General features: G+C 52.6%; 19 protein-coding genes and 1 pseudogene. 4 read left to right on the top strand and 16 right to left on the bottom strand.

Annotation, left to right across the window (positions count from 1 at the left end; genetic code table 11):
* Positions 1 to 162: 162 nt before the first annotated feature.
* From torD to torC, 3 genes are read right to left on the bottom strand one after another with little or no spacing between them, the layout of a single operon-like run.
* Positions 163 to 762, bottom strand: coding sequence for a molecular chaperone TorD (gene torD / locus ACJHYO_RS19920; protein ID WP_000209904.1), 600 nt, complete (start codon positions 760 to 762; stop codon positions 163 to 165).
* Entirely contained in the window at positions 759 to 3,305 is a 2,547-nt protein-coding gene (gene torA / locus ACJHYO_RS19915) for a trimethylamine-N-oxide reductase TorA (RefSeq protein ID WP_001063182.1), read from the bottom strand. The genes torD and torA overlap by 4 nt, the downstream gene beginning before the upstream one ends.
* Positions 3,305 to 4,477, bottom strand: coding sequence for a pentaheme c-type cytochrome TorC (gene torC, locus ACJHYO_RS19910; RefSeq protein WP_001230247.1), 1,173 nt, complete (start codon positions 4,475 to 4,477; stop codon positions 3,305 to 3,307). Before torC ends, torA begins: the two co-directional genes overlap by 1 nt.
* 129 nt (positions 4,478 to 4,606) lie before the next feature.
* On the opposite strand from torC, the gene torR reads away from it, so the two are divergent.
* The gene (gene torR / locus ACJHYO_RS19905; protein WP_001120110.1) at positions 4,607 to 5,299 is read left to right on the top strand and encodes a two-component system response regulator TorR; all 693 of its coding nucleotides are present in this window, start codon (positions 4,607 to 4,609) and stop codon (positions 5,297 to 5,299) included.
* On the opposite strand, the gene torT is transcribed toward torR, so the two are convergent.
* Positions 5,272 to 6,300, bottom strand: coding sequence for a TMAO reductase system periplasmic protein TorT (torT, locus tag ACJHYO_RS19900; RefSeq protein WP_085455301.1), 1,029 nt, complete (start codon positions 6,298 to 6,300; stop codon positions 5,272 to 5,274). The genes torR and torT overlap by 28 nt on opposite strands.
* 82 nt (positions 6,301 to 6,382) lie before the next feature.
* Here torT and torS point away from each other — a divergent pair.
* A pseudogene (gene torS, locus ACJHYO_RS19895) lies at positions 6,383 to 9,126 on the top strand (TMAO reductase system sensor histidine kinase/response regulator TorS).
* 71 nt (positions 9,127 to 9,197) lie between these two features.
* Positions 9,198 to 10,271: a 4Fe-4S binding protein gene (locus ACJHYO_RS19890; RefSeq protein WP_085455269.1), complete on the top strand. Its 1,074-nt coding sequence runs from the start codon at positions 9,198 to 9,200 to the stop codon at positions 10,269 to 10,271.
* A gap of 48 nt (positions 10,272 to 10,319) precedes the next feature.
* Here the strand turns inward: ACJHYO_RS19890 and ACJHYO_RS19885 are convergent, their stop codons facing one another.
* From ACJHYO_RS19885 to cspG, 4 genes are read right to left on the bottom strand one after another with little or no spacing between them, the layout of a single operon-like run.
* On the bottom strand, positions 10,320 to 10,493 hold the full coding sequence (locus ACJHYO_RS19885; RefSeq protein WP_001019197.1) for a GnsA/GnsB family addiction module toxin: 174 nt from the start codon (positions 10,491 to 10,493) through the stop codon (positions 10,320 to 10,322).
* Positions 10,483 to 10,713, bottom strand: a complete 231-nt coding sequence (gene ymcE, locus ACJHYO_RS19880) for a protein YmcE (protein ID WP_012896763.1) — start codon at positions 10,711 to 10,713, stop codon at positions 10,483 to 10,485. The genes ACJHYO_RS19885 and ymcE overlap by 11 nt, the downstream gene beginning before the upstream one ends.
* A complete protein-coding gene (locus ACJHYO_RS19875; protein ID WP_071524879.1) occupies positions 10,688 to 10,876 on the bottom strand; it encodes a cold-shock protein in 189 nt (62 codons plus the stop codon). Before ACJHYO_RS19875 ends, ymcE begins: the two co-directional genes overlap by 26 nt.
* A gap of 10 nt (positions 10,877 to 10,886) precedes the next feature.
* Positions 10,887 to 11,099 carry a cold shock protein CspG gene (gene cspG, locus ACJHYO_RS19870; RefSeq protein ID WP_000066490.1) on the bottom strand — a complete coding sequence of 71 codons (213 nt, stop codon included), beginning with the start codon at positions 11,097 to 11,099 and terminating at the stop codon, positions 10,887 to 10,889.
* A 281-nt stretch (positions 11,100 to 11,380) separates the two neighbouring features.
* Here cspG and cspH point away from each other — a divergent pair, with 281 nt between their 5' ends.
* Complete coding sequence (gene cspH, locus ACJHYO_RS19865) at positions 11,381 to 11,593, top strand: cold shock-like protein CspH (RefSeq protein ID WP_000087763.1); 213 nt, start codon at positions 11,381 to 11,383, stop codon at positions 11,591 to 11,593.
* Here the strand turns inward: cspH and appA are convergent.
* The 8 genes from appA to hyaC all read right to left on the bottom strand — a co-directional run bounded on the left by appA (position 11,581) and on the right by hyaC (position 18,442).
* Positions 11,581 to 12,891, bottom strand: a complete 1,311-nt coding sequence (appA, locus tag ACJHYO_RS19860; RefSeq protein WP_085455482.1) for a bifunctional acid phosphatase/4-phytase — start codon at positions 12,889 to 12,891, stop codon at positions 11,581 to 11,583. The genes cspH and appA overlap by 13 nt on opposite strands.
* Positions 12,892 to 12,970: 79 nt before the next feature.
* Positions 12,971 to 13,063 (bottom strand): cytochrome bd-II oxidase subunit CbdX, encoded by a 93-nt coding sequence (gene cbdX / locus ACJHYO_RS19855; protein ID WP_000270305.1) that lies wholly within the window; start codon positions 13,061 to 13,063, stop codon positions 12,971 to 12,973.
* A 12-nt stretch (positions 13,064 to 13,075) separates the two neighbouring features.
* A complete protein-coding gene (gene appB, locus ACJHYO_RS19850; protein ID WP_000460803.1) occupies positions 13,076 to 14,212 on the bottom strand; it encodes a cytochrome d ubiquinol oxidase subunit II in 1,137 nt (378 codons plus the stop codon).
* Between the two features lie 11 nt (positions 14,213 to 14,223).
* Positions 14,224 to 15,768, bottom strand: coding sequence for a cytochrome bd-II oxidase subunit 1 (appC, locus tag ACJHYO_RS19845; RefSeq protein ID WP_000263563.1), 1,545 nt, complete (start codon positions 15,766 to 15,768; stop codon positions 14,224 to 14,226).
* Positions 15,769 to 15,901: 133 nt separating this feature from the next.
* Complete coding sequence (locus ACJHYO_RS19840; RefSeq protein ID WP_000004936.1) at positions 15,902 to 16,759, bottom strand: hydrogenase expression/formation protein; 858 nt, start codon at positions 16,757 to 16,759, stop codon at positions 15,902 to 15,904.
* Positions 16,756 to 17,154 carry a hydrogenase-1 operon protein HyaE gene (gene hyaE / locus ACJHYO_RS19835; protein WP_000063964.1) on the bottom strand — a complete coding sequence of 133 codons (399 nt, stop codon included), beginning with the start codon at positions 17,152 to 17,154 and terminating at the stop codon, positions 16,756 to 16,758. Before hyaE ends, ACJHYO_RS19840 begins: the two co-directional genes overlap by 4 nt.
* Positions 17,151 to 17,738, bottom strand: a complete 588-nt coding sequence (gene hyaD / locus ACJHYO_RS19830) for a hydrogenase 1 maturation protease (protein ID WP_000003636.1) — start codon at positions 17,736 to 17,738, stop codon at positions 17,151 to 17,153. The genes hyaE and hyaD overlap by 4 nt, the downstream gene beginning before the upstream one ends.
* On the bottom strand, positions 17,735 to 18,442 hold the full coding sequence (hyaC, locus tag ACJHYO_RS19825; protein WP_001186413.1) for a Ni/Fe-hydrogenase b-type cytochrome subunit: 708 nt from the start codon (positions 18,440 to 18,442) through the stop codon (positions 17,735 to 17,737). The genes hyaD and hyaC overlap by 4 nt, the downstream gene beginning before the upstream one ends.
* Positions 18,443 to 18,447: the final 5 nt, after the last annotated feature.

Here is an 18,447-nt window from a genome sequence, read left to right as displayed (position 1 = left end):
GCAACTGCGCCATAATGCCTGATGCGACGCTTAACGCATCTTATCAGGCCCACAAAAAGCACTGTTCCCGTAGGCCGGATAAGGCGTTCTCGCCGCATCCGGCAACTGCGCACTAATGCCTGATGCGACGCCTGCCGCGTCTTATCAGGCCTACAAACGGCATTATCTTTTTTGGTAGTCACACTCCACTAACACCAGCAATAACTGGCTTAGTGCCGCGTAAAAACCAAAGCGGTCATACTGTCGACAACGCGCAGCAAACTCTGGTAACCATTCCCGCAGAGCCGTCAGTGTTTTTTGCCGCAAACCGTCGATTCTTCGCGCAGGAACGGTCCCCTCTCCCAGCGAAAAATGCAGATGACTCAACAACTCGAGATAGATCGCCAGATGATCTGCCGGTTCGTTGAAATTGCCGCTGGTTTCCATCCCCGCCTCAACTAACAAGCGTTTAATCTCTTGCTCGTCCTGTTTGTAGGCCGATGCATACGGCAGCGCCGCTTGTTTGTCGGTCATCAGAAACAGGCCGCAAAAGTCAGCGGCCAGTTCCAGACGGGCATCGTCACGTACTGTCAGAGTGGCAATACTGTTTTCCAGCCCATTCACCGCCGCAGTGAGCGGAGGTTCGCTTTTCAGCAACGAAAACCATTCAGCCATCTGCGCACTGGCGATTTGCGTCAGTTGTTCATCGTCCAGTTCACGGGAGAACAACTGCGCCAGCCAGGCGTAAACACAGGCAATCTGTTGTGCTGTCAGCGTGGTCATGATTTCACCTGCGACGCGGGAACATATTCGCACTGCGCCACCATCTCCACGGGGCCGTTAAACGCCGTCACCTGCTCCACTGTTCCGTTGTACTTCTCAATTTCCACCAGCGTAGTGTGCGCACTGGTCGCCTGCGCCAGCTGCGAAGTACCGATGTCGATGGTCAACACGTTGGGGTTACCGTATTTGCACAGCGCCCCTGGCTCGCCGCCTTTGTCCGGATCGTACCATGCCCCTTCGTGAATTCGCGCCACGCCGGGTGCATAACGGTCAGAAACCACTGCTCCAGCCAACACCTGACCACGAACGTTAAAGACGCGTACCACATCACCGTGACGAATACCGCGCGCGCTGGCATCCTGCGGGCTAATAAATACTGGCTCTTTACCCGCTACGGTATATTGCTGACGCAGAGTTTCCGACTCACATAACTGCGAGTGAAGTCGGAAATCCGGATGCACAGATTGCAGATGCAACGGATACTTCTGCGAGCCAGGCCCACCGTGGGAGCGTTCGATTTTCTCAAACCACATCGGATGCCCCTGACAATCGTCGTAGTTCATGTCGGCGATGGTTTTTGAGTAGATCTCAATCAGGCCACTCGGCGTGCCCAGCGGTTCGAGATCCGGATCTTCGCGGAATGCCTGGTGGCGAACAAACATCTGCGGATGGTCAAACTCGACGTACTCTTTGTTATTCCAGAAGTCATCAAACGCTGGCAGATGAACGCCGCGTCCTTTGCCTTGTTGTACACCTTCCTGCCAGATGCGTTTCAGCCAGCCCATCTCGTCCAGCCCTTCGGTAAAGGCTTCTTCGCGATTAAAGCGGCGGCACAGCTCGCGGAAAATATCAAAGTCGTTGCGCGCCTCGAACTGCGGCGGCACGACCTGTTTCATGGCGATGATGCCACGATTGGAGTGGTTGCCGTACTGGTCGAGATCGTTACGCTCAAACTGCGTGGTCGCAGGCAGCACGATATCGGCAAAGCGGCAGGTTGAGGTCCACTGGTTATCTATGGCGATAACCGTTTCCAGCTTGCGCCAGCCTTCAATAATGCGGTTGATCTGCTGATGGCGATGGAACGGGTTAGTTCCGGCAAAAATACACATTTTCAGCGGCGGCAGTTTTACCGATTTACCGTTCCAGTTGATCACTTTCCCCGGTTCGAGGATCGCATCGATAAAACGGGCAATCGGAATGGTGCTGCTGTAGCCTTTGTAGTCACTGTTGTCGTGAACAGGCGGAATCGACGTAGAGCCGGAGAAACCACTCAAAATAACGCCTTTACGCCCCGGCGTGCCTGCGCCGTTATAGTGCCAGCCAAAACCAAAACCACCACCTGGCAGGCCAATTTGCCCCAGCATCGCCGCCAGAACGACAATCATCCACGCCCACTGTTCACCGTGCTGCATACGCTGTACGCACCAGCCAGCAATAATCTGCGTTCTGTTCGCCGCCATCTGCCGTGCCAGCCCACGAATGGTTTCGGCATCAATGCCGGTCAGTTTTTCTGCCCATGCGGCATCTTTCGGCTGACCGTCTTTCTCACCCAGCAGATACGGCAGGAACTGCTCAAAACCCACACAGTAGTTAGCGAGGAAGTTTTTGTCGTACAGGTTTTCGCTGTACAGCGTATGCGCCAGCGCCAGTTGCAGCGGCACGTCAGTTTGCGGGTTAACCGCAATGTGCTTCACATGCTCGCGCCCCAGATACTCATGGGTGGATGTAACAACCGGATCGATGCTGATGACCTCAATTTCACCGGCGGCGACTTTCGCTTTCAACTGCTCGTAATATTCATAAACATCGTGATCCGGGCACCACCAGTTCGCCTGCTGGTTTTTCAGCAAATCGGAGCCCCACAGCACAATGGTTTTGCTATTCTGCAATACCAGCGGCCAGGAGGTTTGCTGTTCATACACTTCCATTGAGCCAACCACGCGCGGCAAGATCACCTGCGCAGCACCGGTAGAGTAATCTCCGCCCGTACCAACGCTATTACCATGCAAGGCAATAGCTTTCGCCAGCATCCCCGAAGCGTTATGGAACATCCCCGTCGATTGCCAACCACTGGCGGTCAGCAAGGCACTCGGCCCGTGAGTTTTCTGTACGCGTTCCAGTTCTTCATAGAACATGTCGAGGGCTTCATCCCAGCTCACGCGCACAAAACGGTTATCACCGCGCTGGGAGGTGTCGCTCAGATGGCGCTTACGCAGCCAGTCCACGCGTACCATCGGGTAACGAATACGCGCCGCGTTGTGTACATGATCCGGCAATCCGGCGATCATTTTCGACGGATATTTATCCAGTTCGAACGGTTTTGCTGCCACAAAGCGACCATCCTTCACCGTCGCTCGGATAGCCCCCCAGTGCGACCCGGTAAGAATGCCCTCTTTCGAGATGACAGCCTCAGTCGCCGCTTGCGCCGCAGTCGCACGGCGCGGCGTTAACAATGACGTCCCCAGCATCCCGGCGACGGTTAAGCCGCCGAGTTGTGCCAGAAAACGCCGACGTGATGCCTGAAAGAGATCGTTATTGTTCATTATTTTTCTTCCTTCTTATCGCCGTGAGCCTTACCTGCGGTGTCAGACGCATTCATTTGCAGATATTTCAACAAGGTGCGTTCTTCACGTTTATCGAGGCTGGTAAAGCCAATCATGCCGTTGAGCGTGCCGATCCAACCGTTAGCGTCAAAGTGGGATATTTCCGGTGCGCCGTGGCACTGGTTACAGGTGCCGTTGTACAGCGAATCCGCATAAGCCCAGATCGGTTTGATATCGTTCACCATGTCGCCTTTCTTCATCCACGCAGTGGCCTGCAACTTGCTCCACTCGGTATTGGTGTCGGCAACGGTGGTTTTCTCCAGTGTTTTCACCTGCTGCTGCACATCACCACGAATCGAGGCAACAAAGATGCGTTTACCTGGGAATTGGGTGAGTACACGCTGACGTCCTGCACTTTCCGTCCAACCAGTGATTTCAATTTGCAGCCAGTCGCCGTCACGTTTAAGGACTTTCACTTCCGAAGCAGGCAGCAGAGAACCAGAGGCTTCTTTATCGCCTTTCGCCGCATAAATTGGCTTAATATCAATAGAGTACAGCGTGTCACCACTGTCATTAGCACTGGCGCGCAGCTCATCGAACTGCTTACGGAAGCCGCTACTCATATCCGGTAACTGGTGGGCAATACCTTTATGACAGTCGATGCAGGATTGATTATCTTTCGCTGCCACCTTCATCTGACGTGCCGCTTCAGGATGCTGCTTCGCATGATCCATCGCATCGTAGTTATGGCAGGAGCGGCAGGTTGCCGAGTTGTTTTCTTTCATTCGCGCCCATTCACGCTCGGCAAGTTCCGCGCGTTTGGCTTCAAATTTCTCAGGTGTATCAATGGAGTGGGCAATAAAGGTCTGGTAAATGTCGTTGCTCGCTTCCAGTTTGCGCTTCACCATGCCTGGAATATCCGGCGGGATATGACAGTCATGGCATTCAGCTCGCACGCCGGAGGCGTTCTGGAAATGCACCGACTGTTTATATTCTTCATACACCGGTTGCATACTGTGGCAACTGACACAAAATTCGGTTGTGCTGGTGACTTTGATCCCAACGTGTGGCAATACAATCAGCGCAATGCCAATCACAATCCCAGTAGCGACCAGCGCCAGTACCGACCAACGAGCACTGGGTCGGCGTAGCGCGTTCCAGAGTTTCCGCATAATAGCCCCTGTAAAATTATGGTTTAGTGAAGCGATCTTAATGAGCAAATATGAACAGCGGCACTGGTCAGGATGAACGGCTTACGGCAGAATATGAACAGATATGAACAGAATGAGTAAAACCCTCTGATGCCACATCACATTGTTATTGTTGAAGATGAGCCGGTTACCCAGGCGCGATTACAATCTTACTTCACTCAGGAGGGGTATACCGTTTCCGTTACGGCGAGCGGTGCCGGGCTGCGGGAAATTATGCAGAATCAGCCGGTGGATTTGATTCTGCTGGATATCAATTTGCCCGATGAAAATGGCCTGATGTTAACCCGCGCCCTGCGAGAACGCTCAACGGTGGGGATTATTCTGGTTACCGGACGCAGCGATCGGATTGACCGTATTGTTGGGCTGGAAATGGGCGCAGACGATTACGTCACCAAACCGCTGGAGCTGCGCGAACTGGTGGTACGAGTGAAAAATTTGCTCTGGCGAATCGACCTCGCGCGACAGGCGCAACCGCACACTCAGGACAACTGCTATCGCTTTGCCGGTTATTGCCTGAATGTGTCGCGCCATACGCTGGAGCAGGATGGCGAGCCGATTAAACTGACCCGCGCAGAGTATGAAATGCTGGTGGCATTTGTGACTAATCCGGGCGAAATTCTCAGCCGTGAACGTCTGCTGCGTATGCTCTCTGCGCGTCGGGTGGAAAACCCTGACCTGCGCACCGTCGATGTGTTAATTCGTCGTTTACGCCATAAACTCAGTGCGGATTTACTGGTGACACAACATGGCGAAGGTTATTTCTTAGCCGCTGATGTGTGCTGATAAAAATAAACCGGACGAAATCCCCCTGGTGACAGCGAGCGGCGGATATGTTCGCGGTCGGCATTTTTCGGCGTCATGACTAAAATCGGTGGGCTGACATTATCAGACACCGATTGCCCCTGTAATTGCCTGATAGCCTGCTCAACCGCCAGTTCCCCCTGCCAGACCATTTGATCGCTGGCTGCCATAATCACTCTTCCCCGCTTCAACCCGCGATACACCTGATGTGAAAGATAAAACGACACCACGGTAAGCGGCGTTTTCAGGTTGCGCCCTTCCCCCATTGCCGCCTCTGCCGCAATGGCCGTTCCGGCAACGACGTCGATTTCTGGATGGCGTTCCAGCATCTCCTGCAACAGGTTACGCTGGATTTCAATATCGTTATCACCGAGCGCAATATCAACAATACGTACCGGGCTTCCGGCAATGGCTGCGCGAAAACCCTCTACCATCTCCTTACTGCCCCCGGCGTTATCGGGGCCGGGCATCAACAGCACGTTCAGTGGTTTACCGTGCGCCCATTGCACCAGATATCGCCCTGGTTGATAGCCCATCTGAAACCAGGGCACACCAACGTGGCTTTTCACCTGGGGAGCATCAATAGCATTCACCAGTTCGATCACCGGCAGATTTGCTACCTGCTTTTGCAGATCGGGAAATGACGTCGTGCTACTACCGAGCAAAATGGCCTCTGCGCCCCACTGTTTACACTGGTCGATTTGTGCTTGCTGGGTAGCCAACTGGCTGTAGCCGCCTGCCTCCAGCACTTTTAAATCCACACCGTAGCGGCGAGCAGCCTCCTGCATACCATAGTTCAACGATAACCAGTATGAATCTTTCAAACTGGGATAAAGCGCGCACAGTTTCCATGCGCGTTTGGCTTTTAGCGGCGTAGAGGCTTGCACCGTGTAATGCTGTGCATCATGCCAGCGCAACAGGTTATCAGCCGAAAATGCCGATAACATGAAAAGGGAAAGTAGTAACAATAGCAGTACGCGCATGATAGCCTCATCAATAATAAGGCTTTATGCTAGATGCATTCCGCTTTGCGACTCAACCTTTTTCACCTAAAGTGCACCGACCGTGAATTTAACCCTGACCCGAAGACTCTGGATGGGCTTTGCCCTGATGGCGCTGTTAACCCTGACCAGTACCCTGGTGGGATGGTACAACCTGCGCTTTATCAGCCAGGTGGAAAAAGACAACACTCAGGCATTGATTCCTACCATGAATATGGCGCGCCAGTTGAGCGAAGCCAGCGCCTGGGAACTTTTCGCCGCGCAGAACCTGACCAGTGCCGATAACGAAAAGATGTGGCAGGCGCAGGGGCGAATGCTCACCGCACAAAGCCTGAAGATTAATGCGTTGCTGCAAGCGTTACGGGAACAAGGTTTTGACACCACCGCTATTGAACAACAGGAGCAGGAGATCTCCCGTTCGTTACGTCAGCAAGGGGAACTGGTGGGACAGCGTTTGCAACTGCGCCAGCAACAACAGCAACTCAGTCAGCAGATAGTCGCCGCCGCCGATGAGATCGCACGCCTGGCGCAAGGTCAGGCGAATAATGCGGCAACCTCCGCCGGAGCGACCCAGGCCGGGATTTACGATTTGATCGAACAACATCAGCGTCAGGCCGCAGAAAGTGCACTCGATCGGCTGATTGATATCGATCTTGAGTATGTTAACCAGATGAATGAACTGCGCCTTAGCGCCCTGCGGGTGCAGCAAATGGTGATGAATCTGGGGCTGGAACAGATCCAGAAAAATGCGCCAACGCTGGAAAAGCAGCTCAATAATGCGGTGAAAATTCTGCAACGTCGGCAAATACGCATTGAAGATCCGGGTGTTCGTACTCAGGTAGCAACAACGTTAACTACCGTTAGCCAATATAGCGATTTGCTGGCGCTGTATCAGCAGGACAGTGAAATCAGCAATCACCTGCAAACTCTCGCCCAAAATAACATCGCCCAATTCGCGCAGTTTAGTAGCGAAGTCAGTCAGCTGGTCGACACCATTGAGCTGCGTAATCAGCACGGGCTGGCACATCTGGAAAAAGCCAGTGCACGCGGGCAATACAGCCTGTTATTGCTGGGATTAGTTTCTCTTTGCGCACTGATTCTGATCCTCTGGCGCGTGGTTTATCGCTCAGTCACGCGCCCTCTTGCAGAACAAACGCAGGCGCTGCAACGCTTGCTGGATGGTGATATCGACTCCCCTTTCCCGGAAACCGCTGGCGTGCGGGAACTGGACACCATCGGGCGGCTGATGGATGCGTTTCGCAGCAGTGTTCATGCACTGAATCGCCACCGCGAACAGCTGGCGGCGCAGGTCAAAGCGCGTACAGCTGAATTGCAGGAACTGGTGATAGAACACCGACAGGCACGGGCGGAAGCAGAAAAAGCCAGCCAGGCAAAATCGGCGTTTCTGGCGGCGATGAGCCATGAGATCCGCACACCGCTGTACGGTATTCTCGGCACCGCGCAACTGCTGGCAGATAACCCCGCACTTAACGCCCAGCGCGATGATTTGCGGGCGATTACCGACTCTGGTGAATCGTTGCTGACCATCCTCAACGATATTCTCGATTATTCGGCTATCGAAGCAGGCGGCAAGAATGTTTCGGTCAGCGATGAACCCTTTGAACCGCGCCCGCTGCTGGAAAGTACCCTGCAATTAATGAGCGGAAGGGTGAAAGGTCGCCCGATTCGCCTGGCAACAGAAATTGCCGACGATGTACCGACTGCGTTAATGGGCGATCCGCGGCGTATTCGTCAGGTCATCACCAACCTGTTGAGCAACGCCCTGCGTTTCACCGACGAAGGGCACATTATCCTGCGTAGTCGCACTGATGGCGAACAATGGCTGGTCGAAGTGGAAGACAGCGGCTGCGGTATTGATCCCGCGAAACTGGCAGAAATCTTCCAGCCATTTGTTCAGGTTAGCGGCAAACGCGGCGGCACCGGGCTGGGGCTGACTATCAGTAGCCGTCTGGCCCAGGCGATGGGCGGCGAACTGAGCGCCACCAGCACGCCGGAGGTTGGAAGCTGTTTTTGTTTACGCTTGCCGTTACGTGTTGCCACTGCACCCGTGCCAAAAACAGTCAATCAGGCGGTACGTCTGGACGATTTGCGTTTGCTGTTAATTGAAGATAACCCGCTCACCCAGCGAATTACTGTCGAAATGCTGAACACCAGTGGTGCGCAGGTCGTTGCAGTAGGAAATGCCGTGCAGGCTTTAGAAACACTGCAAAATAGTGAACCGTTTGCTGCCGCACTGGTGGATTTTGATCTACCGGATATCGACGGCATTACGCTTGCCCGACAACTGGCACAGCAATATCCGTCGCTGGTTTTGATTGGCTTTAGCGCCCATGTCATTGACGAAACACTGCGACAGCGTACCAGTTCGCTATTTCGCGGGATTATCCCTAAACCGGTGCCGCGTGAAGTGCTCGGTCAATTACTGGCGCACTATCTCCAACTGCAAGTCAATAACGATCAACCACTGGATGTATCGCAACTCAATGAAGATGCTCATTTAATGGGGGCGGAGAAGATCCACGAATGGCTGATATTATTTAAACAACATGCCCTGCCGCTTCTCGATGAAATCGACATTGCCCGCGCCAGTCAGGATAACGAGAAAATAAAGCGTGCCGCACATCAGCTAAAAAGCAGTTGCTCGAGTCTGGGAATGCGTAGCGCCAGCCAGCAATGCGCACAACTGGAGCAGCAGCCATTATCTGCCCCCCTTCCACACGAAGAAATTACACGCAGTGTTGCCGCTCTGGAAGCATGGTTAATAAGAAAGACCTGAACGCGATTTGAATCAATATCAGCCAGTTAAGAACAACTAGAATAGTGGCATTTGGTATGCAACTTAACGGACTGGCAAAATCATGGCAGAGAAAAAAAGAACCCGCTGGCAGCGGCGGCCAGGCACGACGGGCGGCAAATTACCGTGGAATGACTGGCGCAATGCCACGACCTGGCGTAAAGCGACGCAATTATTACTGTTGGCTATTAATATTTATATTGCCATCACGTTCTGGTATTGGGTGCGCTATTACGAAACGGCAGGTAGTACGACATTTGTCGCCAGACCGGGAGGTATCGAAGGCTGGCTACCGATTGCCGGTCTGATGAATCTGAAATATAGCCTTGCAACAGGTCAGTTACCGTCCGTCCACGCCGCCGCGATGCTGTTATTGGTCGCTTTTATCGTCATCAGTCTATTACTCAAAAAGGCCTTTTGTTCATGGTTATGCCCGGTTGGTACGCTTTCGGAATTAATCGGCGATCTCGGTAACAAACTGTTTGGTCGGCAATTTGTCCTTCCCCGCTGGCTGGATATTCCTCTGCGCGGCGTGAAGTATTTGCTGTTGAGTTTTTTTCTCTATATCGCGTTATTGACGCCCGCTCAGGCGATTCACTATTTTATGTTGTCGCCCTACAGCGTGGTGATGGACGTTAAAATGCTCGATTTCTTTCGTCATATGGGGACCGCGACATTAATCAGCATGATCGTTTTGCTGATTGCCAGCCTGTTTATTCGCCATGCCTGGTGTCGTTATCTTTGCCCATATGGCGCGCTGATGGGCGTGGTTTCGCTATTATCGCCGTTTAAGATTCGTCGCAATGCCGAAAGTTGTATCGATTGTGGCAAATGCGCAAAAAGTTGCCCATCACGGATCCCGGTCGATAAATTAATTCAGGTACGAACAGTGGAATGTACCGGCTGTATGACTTGCGTAGAGTCATGTCCGGTAGCCTCAACATTGACCTTTTCACTGCAAAAACCTGCGGCAAATAAAAAAGCCTTTGCGTTGTCTGGATGGTTAATGACGCTACTGGTTATGGGGATTATGTTTGCGGCGATTGGTTACGCAATCTATGCGGGAGTATGGCAAAGCCCGGTGCCGGAGGAATTGTACCAACGCTTAATTCCGCAATCGCCAATGATTGGTCACTAAATTAGCAACAAGCGGAACATCACCTCGCACGGGGTGATGTTCACAAAATCACATTATTTTGATTTTGACATCATAACTTTCAAGCCCGGTCATTTTTTCTCGTGCGGTGAAGCGAATTTCAGAGACTTCTTTCCCTGTATTCTTGTTCAGCTCGGCGATTTTTTGCGCGATAAAGTCGGCGATTTCCGTTTCGGCTTGTTTTTTTAACTCTTCAATATTCACTGTTAACCTCTTCTGGTCTTAAAAGACAGCAACACGCCAGTAAGGTGTTGGTTCCCGGTACCCTGGTCAGGTAAGAAATGTTATAAGCCATCTCCCCGAAAGATTCAATAATCAACAGGTTATCGCTTACTATACGTACAGCATTGAAGAAAAATAAGGCAGATATAAAAAAGGCTCCACGAGGGAGCCTGATATTATTTTGTGAAATCCAGCGGCGCATGGTCAGTGCGTATTTGCAGCGCGACGTTATCAAAGGTGATCATCGTCGATTTACAAAAAATGCACTTTGCTCCTAAAGGATTTCGCTCCGTCACATCGAATGCCGATGTGCGGTACTGTGAACCATGGCAACATGGACAGCGGAAATGGAGATGTTGAGTAATAACGGCAACCTTAGAGCGTAACAACGTTCGCTGCCGCGGGACCACGTTGCCCCTGCTCAATAGAAAATTCAACTTTCTGATTTTCGTTCAGCGTGCGGAATTCATTGCTCTGGATGGCAGTGAAATGGACGAAAACGTCTTTGCTGCCATCATCAGGAGTGATAAAGCCAAAACCTTTATCTGCGTTAAACCATTTTACTAAACCAGTCATTTTATTAGACATATTTTACTTCCTTCATTTTGGGCCTTTCGGCAAACAGGGCTTTAATACAGAAACTACTTAGTGTTCAGGAGAGAGACTCAAAAGAAGGGGATAATGCCTGATAATGAGAACTGCTTTAGTAAACTACTTTGTATGCTGTCTTTCAAACCGACGCAGCTATTAACGCATGATAATTGAGATTAAGCAAATTTTATTTTAGCCGTCCGGCGGTCTTAAATATCGCTGGCTTTATTTTATTAACCCCGTATAGTGCAGCGCAGTATTTTCAGTAAGGAATTTGTTTGTCCCGTAAAATGACAGGAATTGTCAAAACCTTTGATCGCAAAAGCGGCAAAGGATTCATTATCCCCTCCGACGGTCGTAAAGAAGTCCAGGTCCATATTTCCGCATTCACTCCCCGCGACGCAGAAGTGCTTATACCAGGATTACGCGTGGAATTTTGCCGCGTAAATGGCCTGCGTGGACCAACAGCGGCAAATGTTTATTTGTCTTGATGGAGAGCGCACGCTGGTATGCGTGCTTCATTCACGATTTGCGTAAAACCGGCCAACGAACACATGCCCTGCGCATTTCGCTCTTCACATCCTGCCAGGGTCAGTTTCACCTCTCCGGGCGGCTTATTTAATGACAGCGGCGTTTTATTACGCATCTGCTGTAAAGTCTGGAAGACCAGCGAAACCTGAATCCACTGGCTGTTATCGCTGAGCCGACGCCAGCGTTCAAACACTAGTTCACCACCTGGCGGCGTGTTATCCGGCTGACCTGGAAGCGTCCAGTTGAGCTCCAGTGCGCCGCCGAGATTTGCCAGATTAGTATCGTGTCCGGCGATAAACAGCACTGAAGTGGGTAATGTCACACCATACACCTGTTTTTGCGGTGGATGGGGCGCCAACGCTGTCATGATCAAATCCAATAACGGGGTGGCGCGACTGCGGGCAACCTCTGGTGTGCGTTGCAGCAAATAAAACTGCGCGTTATGTAGACTTAGCAAGGTGTTCCACTGGTGTGAATCGGTGATCCTTCCCCACCCCGGCTCCGGCATTCCCTGTGCTTGTTGCAGGAGAAATATCTCCGTCAGCATTGATGCGAGGCTTACCGCACCGGTTAATGAGACATTGTCGGCGCTCACCTTGAGTTCCGATGGTAATGCCTGCGTTAATGAACAGCTTTCGTCCTGTTTCTTACGGTTAAGGCACAAGTTTGATTGCGGGAAATTAAGCACCCGTTCCAGTTCGCGAAACGCCGTTTGCCGATGCCCGGTAAAGTCAGCAATTGACCCTCCTGCCCTGCTGAGGATCGCGTCAGTCACGTTCGCGTTATCCAGTTGGCAAACGCCAGTTTTTAGAGGATTAAATAACGGATCGGGACTGGACGTATCTGCCTGGGTATGTACGGTTATTGCACAGTCAGGTGCCAGCCCGGCGGCGAAGGCTTCGCCTGTTTTACGGGTACGTTCGTCGACATCAGCAATAACCGCGACCTGACCTGGCTGCGGGCAGCCCTCTTTTGCCAGCAATCCGTCGGCCACCAGACGCTGGCGTTGGTAATGTCCGAGATAAGCGATTAACTCACCACCGCGCGGTGTCAGCCAACCCAGTTTTACCGGCCAGGTTGGCCATGCGTCTGGGGTGACATCCTGCATCAGTTGCGTGGCCTTGGTTGGTGCACGCACACCGTGACGACTGACAATCACCACGCTTTCCAGCTTCAGCTCCGGCTCACTCTGAGCGAATGCAGATTTCGGTGTTAACGGAATCAGAAGAGATAAGAATGGGATCAAGATCGCTTTCATCGATATGTTTCCGCTTTTCATATCCGACATTATTGATTGCCTGATGCGACGCTAATGCGCCTCATCGGGCTTACCTTCGTTAACTTTTCAATCGCGGGTCCAGCCATACCAACACAAGGGTGGAGAGCGAACACATCAACAAAATGCCGACGAACCAAAGTAAATACCACATTGTTCCTGCTCCTTAGTACAGCTCGTTTTCGTTACGGCGGAGAGTTTCTGTCGTCATGCGCCCCCACATTTTGTAGTAGCTCCAGAGAGTGTAGAGCAACACAATGGGCAAAAATATCAGCACGATTACCAACATAATGCTCAGCGTCAGCTGACTGGAAGTGCTGTCCCACAACGTCAGGCTGGAGATCGGACTCACGCTTGACGGCATGACAAAGGGGAACAGCGTGATGCCTGCCGTGAAAATCACGCCAAATTGCATCAATGACGCCATCAAAAATCCCCAACCCGGGCGACCACGATAAATCGCCATCACCGTCAGCAATGGGCAGAAGAACCCCAGCAGCGGGAAGATCCACAAAACGGGCGATTCGACGAAATTATTCATCCAGGCACCAGGTAGCACTGCCACCAGTTTCATTAACGGATTGGAAGGACCGTTAGCATCCTGGGCGAGCAGTACAAAGCCATCAATACCAACCCACAGCCAGTAACCCGCCAGCAAAAAGCACAGCATCACCAGTAGTGCGGCGCGTTTGGTCGCCAGCTGTGAACGCAGATGAATCACACCAACAGTTTTCAGTTGTAACCAGACGCCACCTTGCAAAATCACCATCCCAAGACTGAGCAATCCACACAATAAAGGGAATGGCGTCAGCAGTTGCCAGAAGCTGCCGAGATATTCCACGCGTAATTGCGGTGTGAAGGCAAACGGCACACCGAGCAGCAAGTTGCCGAATGCAATACCGAAGACTACCGGCGGCACCAGACTGCCGATGACCAGTCCGGCATCCCACATTTTACGCCAGCGTGCATCGGCGATTTTTCCGCGATAATCAAAGGCCAGCGGGCGGAAGAACAGCGAGCACAGCACCAGAATCATCGCCACATAAAAGCCGGAAAACGCCGCTGCATACACTCTGGGCCAGGCGGCAAATAATGCCCCACCTGCGAGGATCAACCAGACCTGATTACCTTCCCAGTGCGCGCCAACGCTGTTTATCACTATCCGACGTTCATCATCATTACGCGCCACCAGCGGCAGCAGACAGCCGATCCCCATGTCAAATCCGTCGGAGATCATAAAGACCACCAGGATCACGCCAATAAGCAGCCACCAGATGAAGCGCAATGTTTCATAATCAAACATGATTTTCTCCTTTACCCCTGTTGCTGCGTCGGTTGTTCACTCTGCATCGCGCTCGGCCCCAGACGGGCATATTTCTGCATCAGGTAGACTTCGGCGATTAAGAACAGGGTGTAAAGCCCTACGATCATGATCAGTGAGAAAGCCAGTTGTCCTGTGGTTAAGGCGGAGTGCGCGGAGTATGTCGGTAAGATGTCTTGTATCGCCCACGGCTGACGACCAAACTCGGTCATAAACCATCCGGCTTCAATCGCAATCCACGGCAGCGGCAAACTCCAGAGCGCCATTTTCAGCACCCAGCGATGCTGGTCGATTTTGCCACGCAGCGTCTGGACAAGCGCAATCAGCATCACCAGTAGCAGCAGGGAACCACAGCCCACCATGATGCGGAAACTCCAGAATACCGGCGCAACCTGAGGTATCGCGCCACGCATCGCCGCCTGGTACTGTGCGGCTGTGACATGATTCATATCCGGCGCATAGCGGGAGAGCAACATGCCGTAACCCAGGTCGCCTTCCAGCTCCCGGAATGCCTGCAACACATGCGGCTCACGATTGCCTTGCGATATTTCCTGCATTAACAGCCACGCCATACGTCCGCGTTGCAAGCGTGGGTAGGTTTCAGCCATCAAATTCTTCAGACCCGGCACGGGTTTATCTAATGAATGAGTGGCGAGGATTCCTAGCAGCGCGGGAATTTTGATGGCAAAGGCGTTACGCTCTTGATCCTGTTCCGGCCAGGCAACCACATGGAACGGTGCAGGTGCAGGTTCCGTTTGCCACTCCCCTTCCATCGCCGCCAGTTTTACCGGTTGTACTTGCGCGACTTCATACGCAGAACTGTCTCCGAGTTGCAGCGTACCGATAATCGCCAGAGTACCGAAGACGGAACCGATGGCAAACGAGCGTAATGCGACATCGCGCTCCCGTCCGCGCAGTAAATACCAGGCGCTGATCGCCATAATAAACATAGCCCCGGTCACGTATCCCGCCATTACGGTGTGCACAAATTTCACCTGGCTGACCGGGTTAAAGACCAGCTCGCTGAAACTGGTCATCTCCATACGCAGGGTGTCGATATCAAAATGCGCACCGGTCGGGTATTGCATCCAACCGTTGGCATTCAATATCCACAACGCAGAGAGATTTGAACCGAACGCCACCAGCCACGTCACCAGCAGGTGCTGGTATTTATTCAGCCGTTGCCAGCCGAAGAAGAACAGCCCGACAAAGGTGGATTCGAGGAAGAAGGCCATTAATGCTTCCATCGCCAGCGGTGCGCCAAAAATATCGCCCACATAGTTGGAATAAAATGACCAGTTAGTACCAAACTGAAACTCCATCGTCAGGCCGGTAGCCACGCCAAGAGCAAAATTGATACCGAAGAGCTTACCCCAGAAGCGCGTCATATCGCGGTAGATTGTTTTGCCGGTGACCACGTAAATGGTTTCCATGATAGCCAGCAAAAAAATCAGCCCCAGGGTAAGGGGTACAAATAAAAAGTGATACAGCGCGGTCAGTGCAAACTGCCAGCGCGATAAATCAATGACATCCCACATGCGCACTCCTGTAGGCGAAGAGAGAAAAATAACCCGATAATGGTAGATCTCCCTCTTTATCCTGAAACTCTACGACCAGAGGTATTCGCCGATTGCGATATTCATAAGCCTGAAAGCGATACTTACCGTCTTTTTACGTCGGTGCCCCCTCCGCCAGCCACTGGCATACCTCGCTAAGCCGCTGCGCAGAGTCGACCAAATCTTCTGGCGCTGCCAGCACCACTTCCGGTATTGGGCAGATTTCATAACTTTCCAGTAACGGGCCTTTTAAGGTGTCCGTACAGCGTAAATGCCAGACATGGCGTAACCCCGTGGCGTTGATATAGCTCTCGCCATAGCCAATGGTACGAATCTGAATATTTCCCGGCCCACAGAGACGTGAGAGAAAAAGCCGGTCAGCTTCGCTGATGGGTAATTGAGTCAGATTAATGCTGTGCGGCTGCGCGTCGGGGTTACGTACATGTGCCAGTAATTCATGGGCCAACGGTAGGCCATTCATCAGGCCATCAATGGGCGGCGGTAACAGCGAATCTGTCGGCAAGACGTTTTGCGTTGCCGCCTGCCACAACGCCAGCGGTGCGCAGCCAGCCTCCAGTTTGTCTTCCAGCAACTGTTCGCCGTGACGTCTGCGCACCCGCCATAATCCGCAGAAGATCGCCTCCTGAATTTCACTTTCACTGTCGTTAGCCTGCTGAATGCGCACTGACACTTCCCCTTCCCCGAGAAGCGTATTGATAAAGTGACGATCGTCGGCGTTGAGATTTAACAGATCGACTGCCAGTACCTCACCCAGCGGCGGCTGGCGTTCGCTTAGTTGATGTTGTAACTCGTTTAACAGCGCAATCACCTGCGGGCTGTGAGCACATTGCTCCAGGGCCGCCATACTCGGTTCACCATTCACCCGACAGGTGATCGGCAGTGGATTCATGCTGAAACTGTCATCGTTCGGTTGCGTTCCTGGCCCCAGCAGATGGAAAAAAGTTTCGCTCATGAAGCACGCTCCTGTTGCGGTTCGACAAGCCCGCGCATCAGGTTTATCAGTTCCGCCCACGGGTGAATACCATTCAGCACGCCGCGATAGTTTCCGCCGGTAAACACTAATGTGGCGGGAAAGCGAAAGACGCCAAAGCGATCGCCGATGGCTTCGCTCTGCTCAAGATCAGCAATCGCTACCTGCCATGTATAGTCGGGAAATTCGCGCAGTAATTCGCCAATCATTACCGGGTTATCGCTGACTTCTGGCGTGCGTTTCGGGTCACTGCTTAATAACACCACGCCGTCTGGCGCTTGCGTAAGCCAGTCGTCAAGACGGCATTCACTGACCGGCGTCCAGCCACGCGCCAACATTCGTTGCCACAACGCATCAAATGGTGTGTCGTTGCTCATCCCTGTTCCTCCAGCCTCATCCTGTACTGACGCAAGCGAACGCCTTCGTAATTTTCCATCGACAGACAGTCATAATTGAGACAGCGCGATTCATTAGCCGGTTGCGGCACAATTCCCCACGCAGCCAGCTGCGCCAGCGCCGCCTGTTCCGCAGCGGGCAGTTGCTCCCGCGCCAGTTCGCTCAGGCTGCCGCCGTAGTCGTCGAGCATCGCGGGTTGCAGACCGACGAGGGCAATATGTGCTGGCAGATGTCCGCGGATATCTGCCAGCGCCAGCACTTCGGAGAAACTGTTCTGGTGCAGGCTCATTTTCTTCGCGCTGAGATAAGCCGGAATGCGTTCTCCGGCATACGTTCGTAGCGTTCCGGGTTCCAGCCCGTAATCAATGGCATCGAGAATCAACAGATGACCGGCGCTTTCGACATACCCCAGCAAGTTCAGTCCTTGGGTGCCGCCATCGACAATCTCCACATCCTCGGGCCAGTGGTAATGGGCATACAGCCGTTCCGCCACCCGCACGCCGAAGCCTTCATCGGCCCACAGCAGGTTGCCCAGCCCCATTACCACCACGCGTTGCTCGCTCATGAACGCTCCTTGTTACTTATTTTGCCAAATTTGTGGCTACGGTAGCCGTTGACCATAGTGGAGATCACCGTGTCGTCGGACATGATGTCTTCACGCAGCGCCATGTAGACATGACCGATCACAAACGCGCCAATCAGCCACATCCCCAGCCGATGCCAGCTGTGAATGTCCATTGAGTTGCCACCCGTCCAGTAGAAAAATTCCACCACATAACGGAACGGCGCAAAAATAGCGTACTGGCTGTGTTCGCTGTACAGCGCAAAGCCGGTGATGATCATAAAAACTGACATCAGGAAATAGCCGAACATCGCCGCCTGGGCGATGGGGTTATGGCCTATATCGGCACTCGGACGTTTTGCCAGAAACAGATACCAGCGGATTTCATACCACACGCCCTGCCACCAGCTTTTACGCCATACCGGCACGATAAACAGCTCGCGGGAGTAACGATTGCCAACAAAAGCCCAGTAGATCCGCATCAGCAAGACCACGGTAAAAATCATCCCGGCGCTGAAGTGAATTAACCTGATGTAGCCCATATAGAACAGATACGTCGCCTCGCCGCTGACGGAAGGTAGCGGCTTGCCGATAAAGTAACCGGTGACCATCAACACCGCCATGCATAACACTGTCAGCCAGTGCCATATCCGCACGGGTGCTTCAAAGACATAGTGACTGACAACGTTGTCGCTTTTCTGTTGCATGATGA

The organism is Escherichia sp. WS1118 (assembly GCF_046487695.1).
Lineage (GTDB): Bacteria > Pseudomonadota > Gammaproteobacteria > Enterobacterales > Enterobacteriaceae > Escherichia > Escherichia coli.
This window is presented reverse-complemented; position numbering and strand designations above follow the sequence as displayed.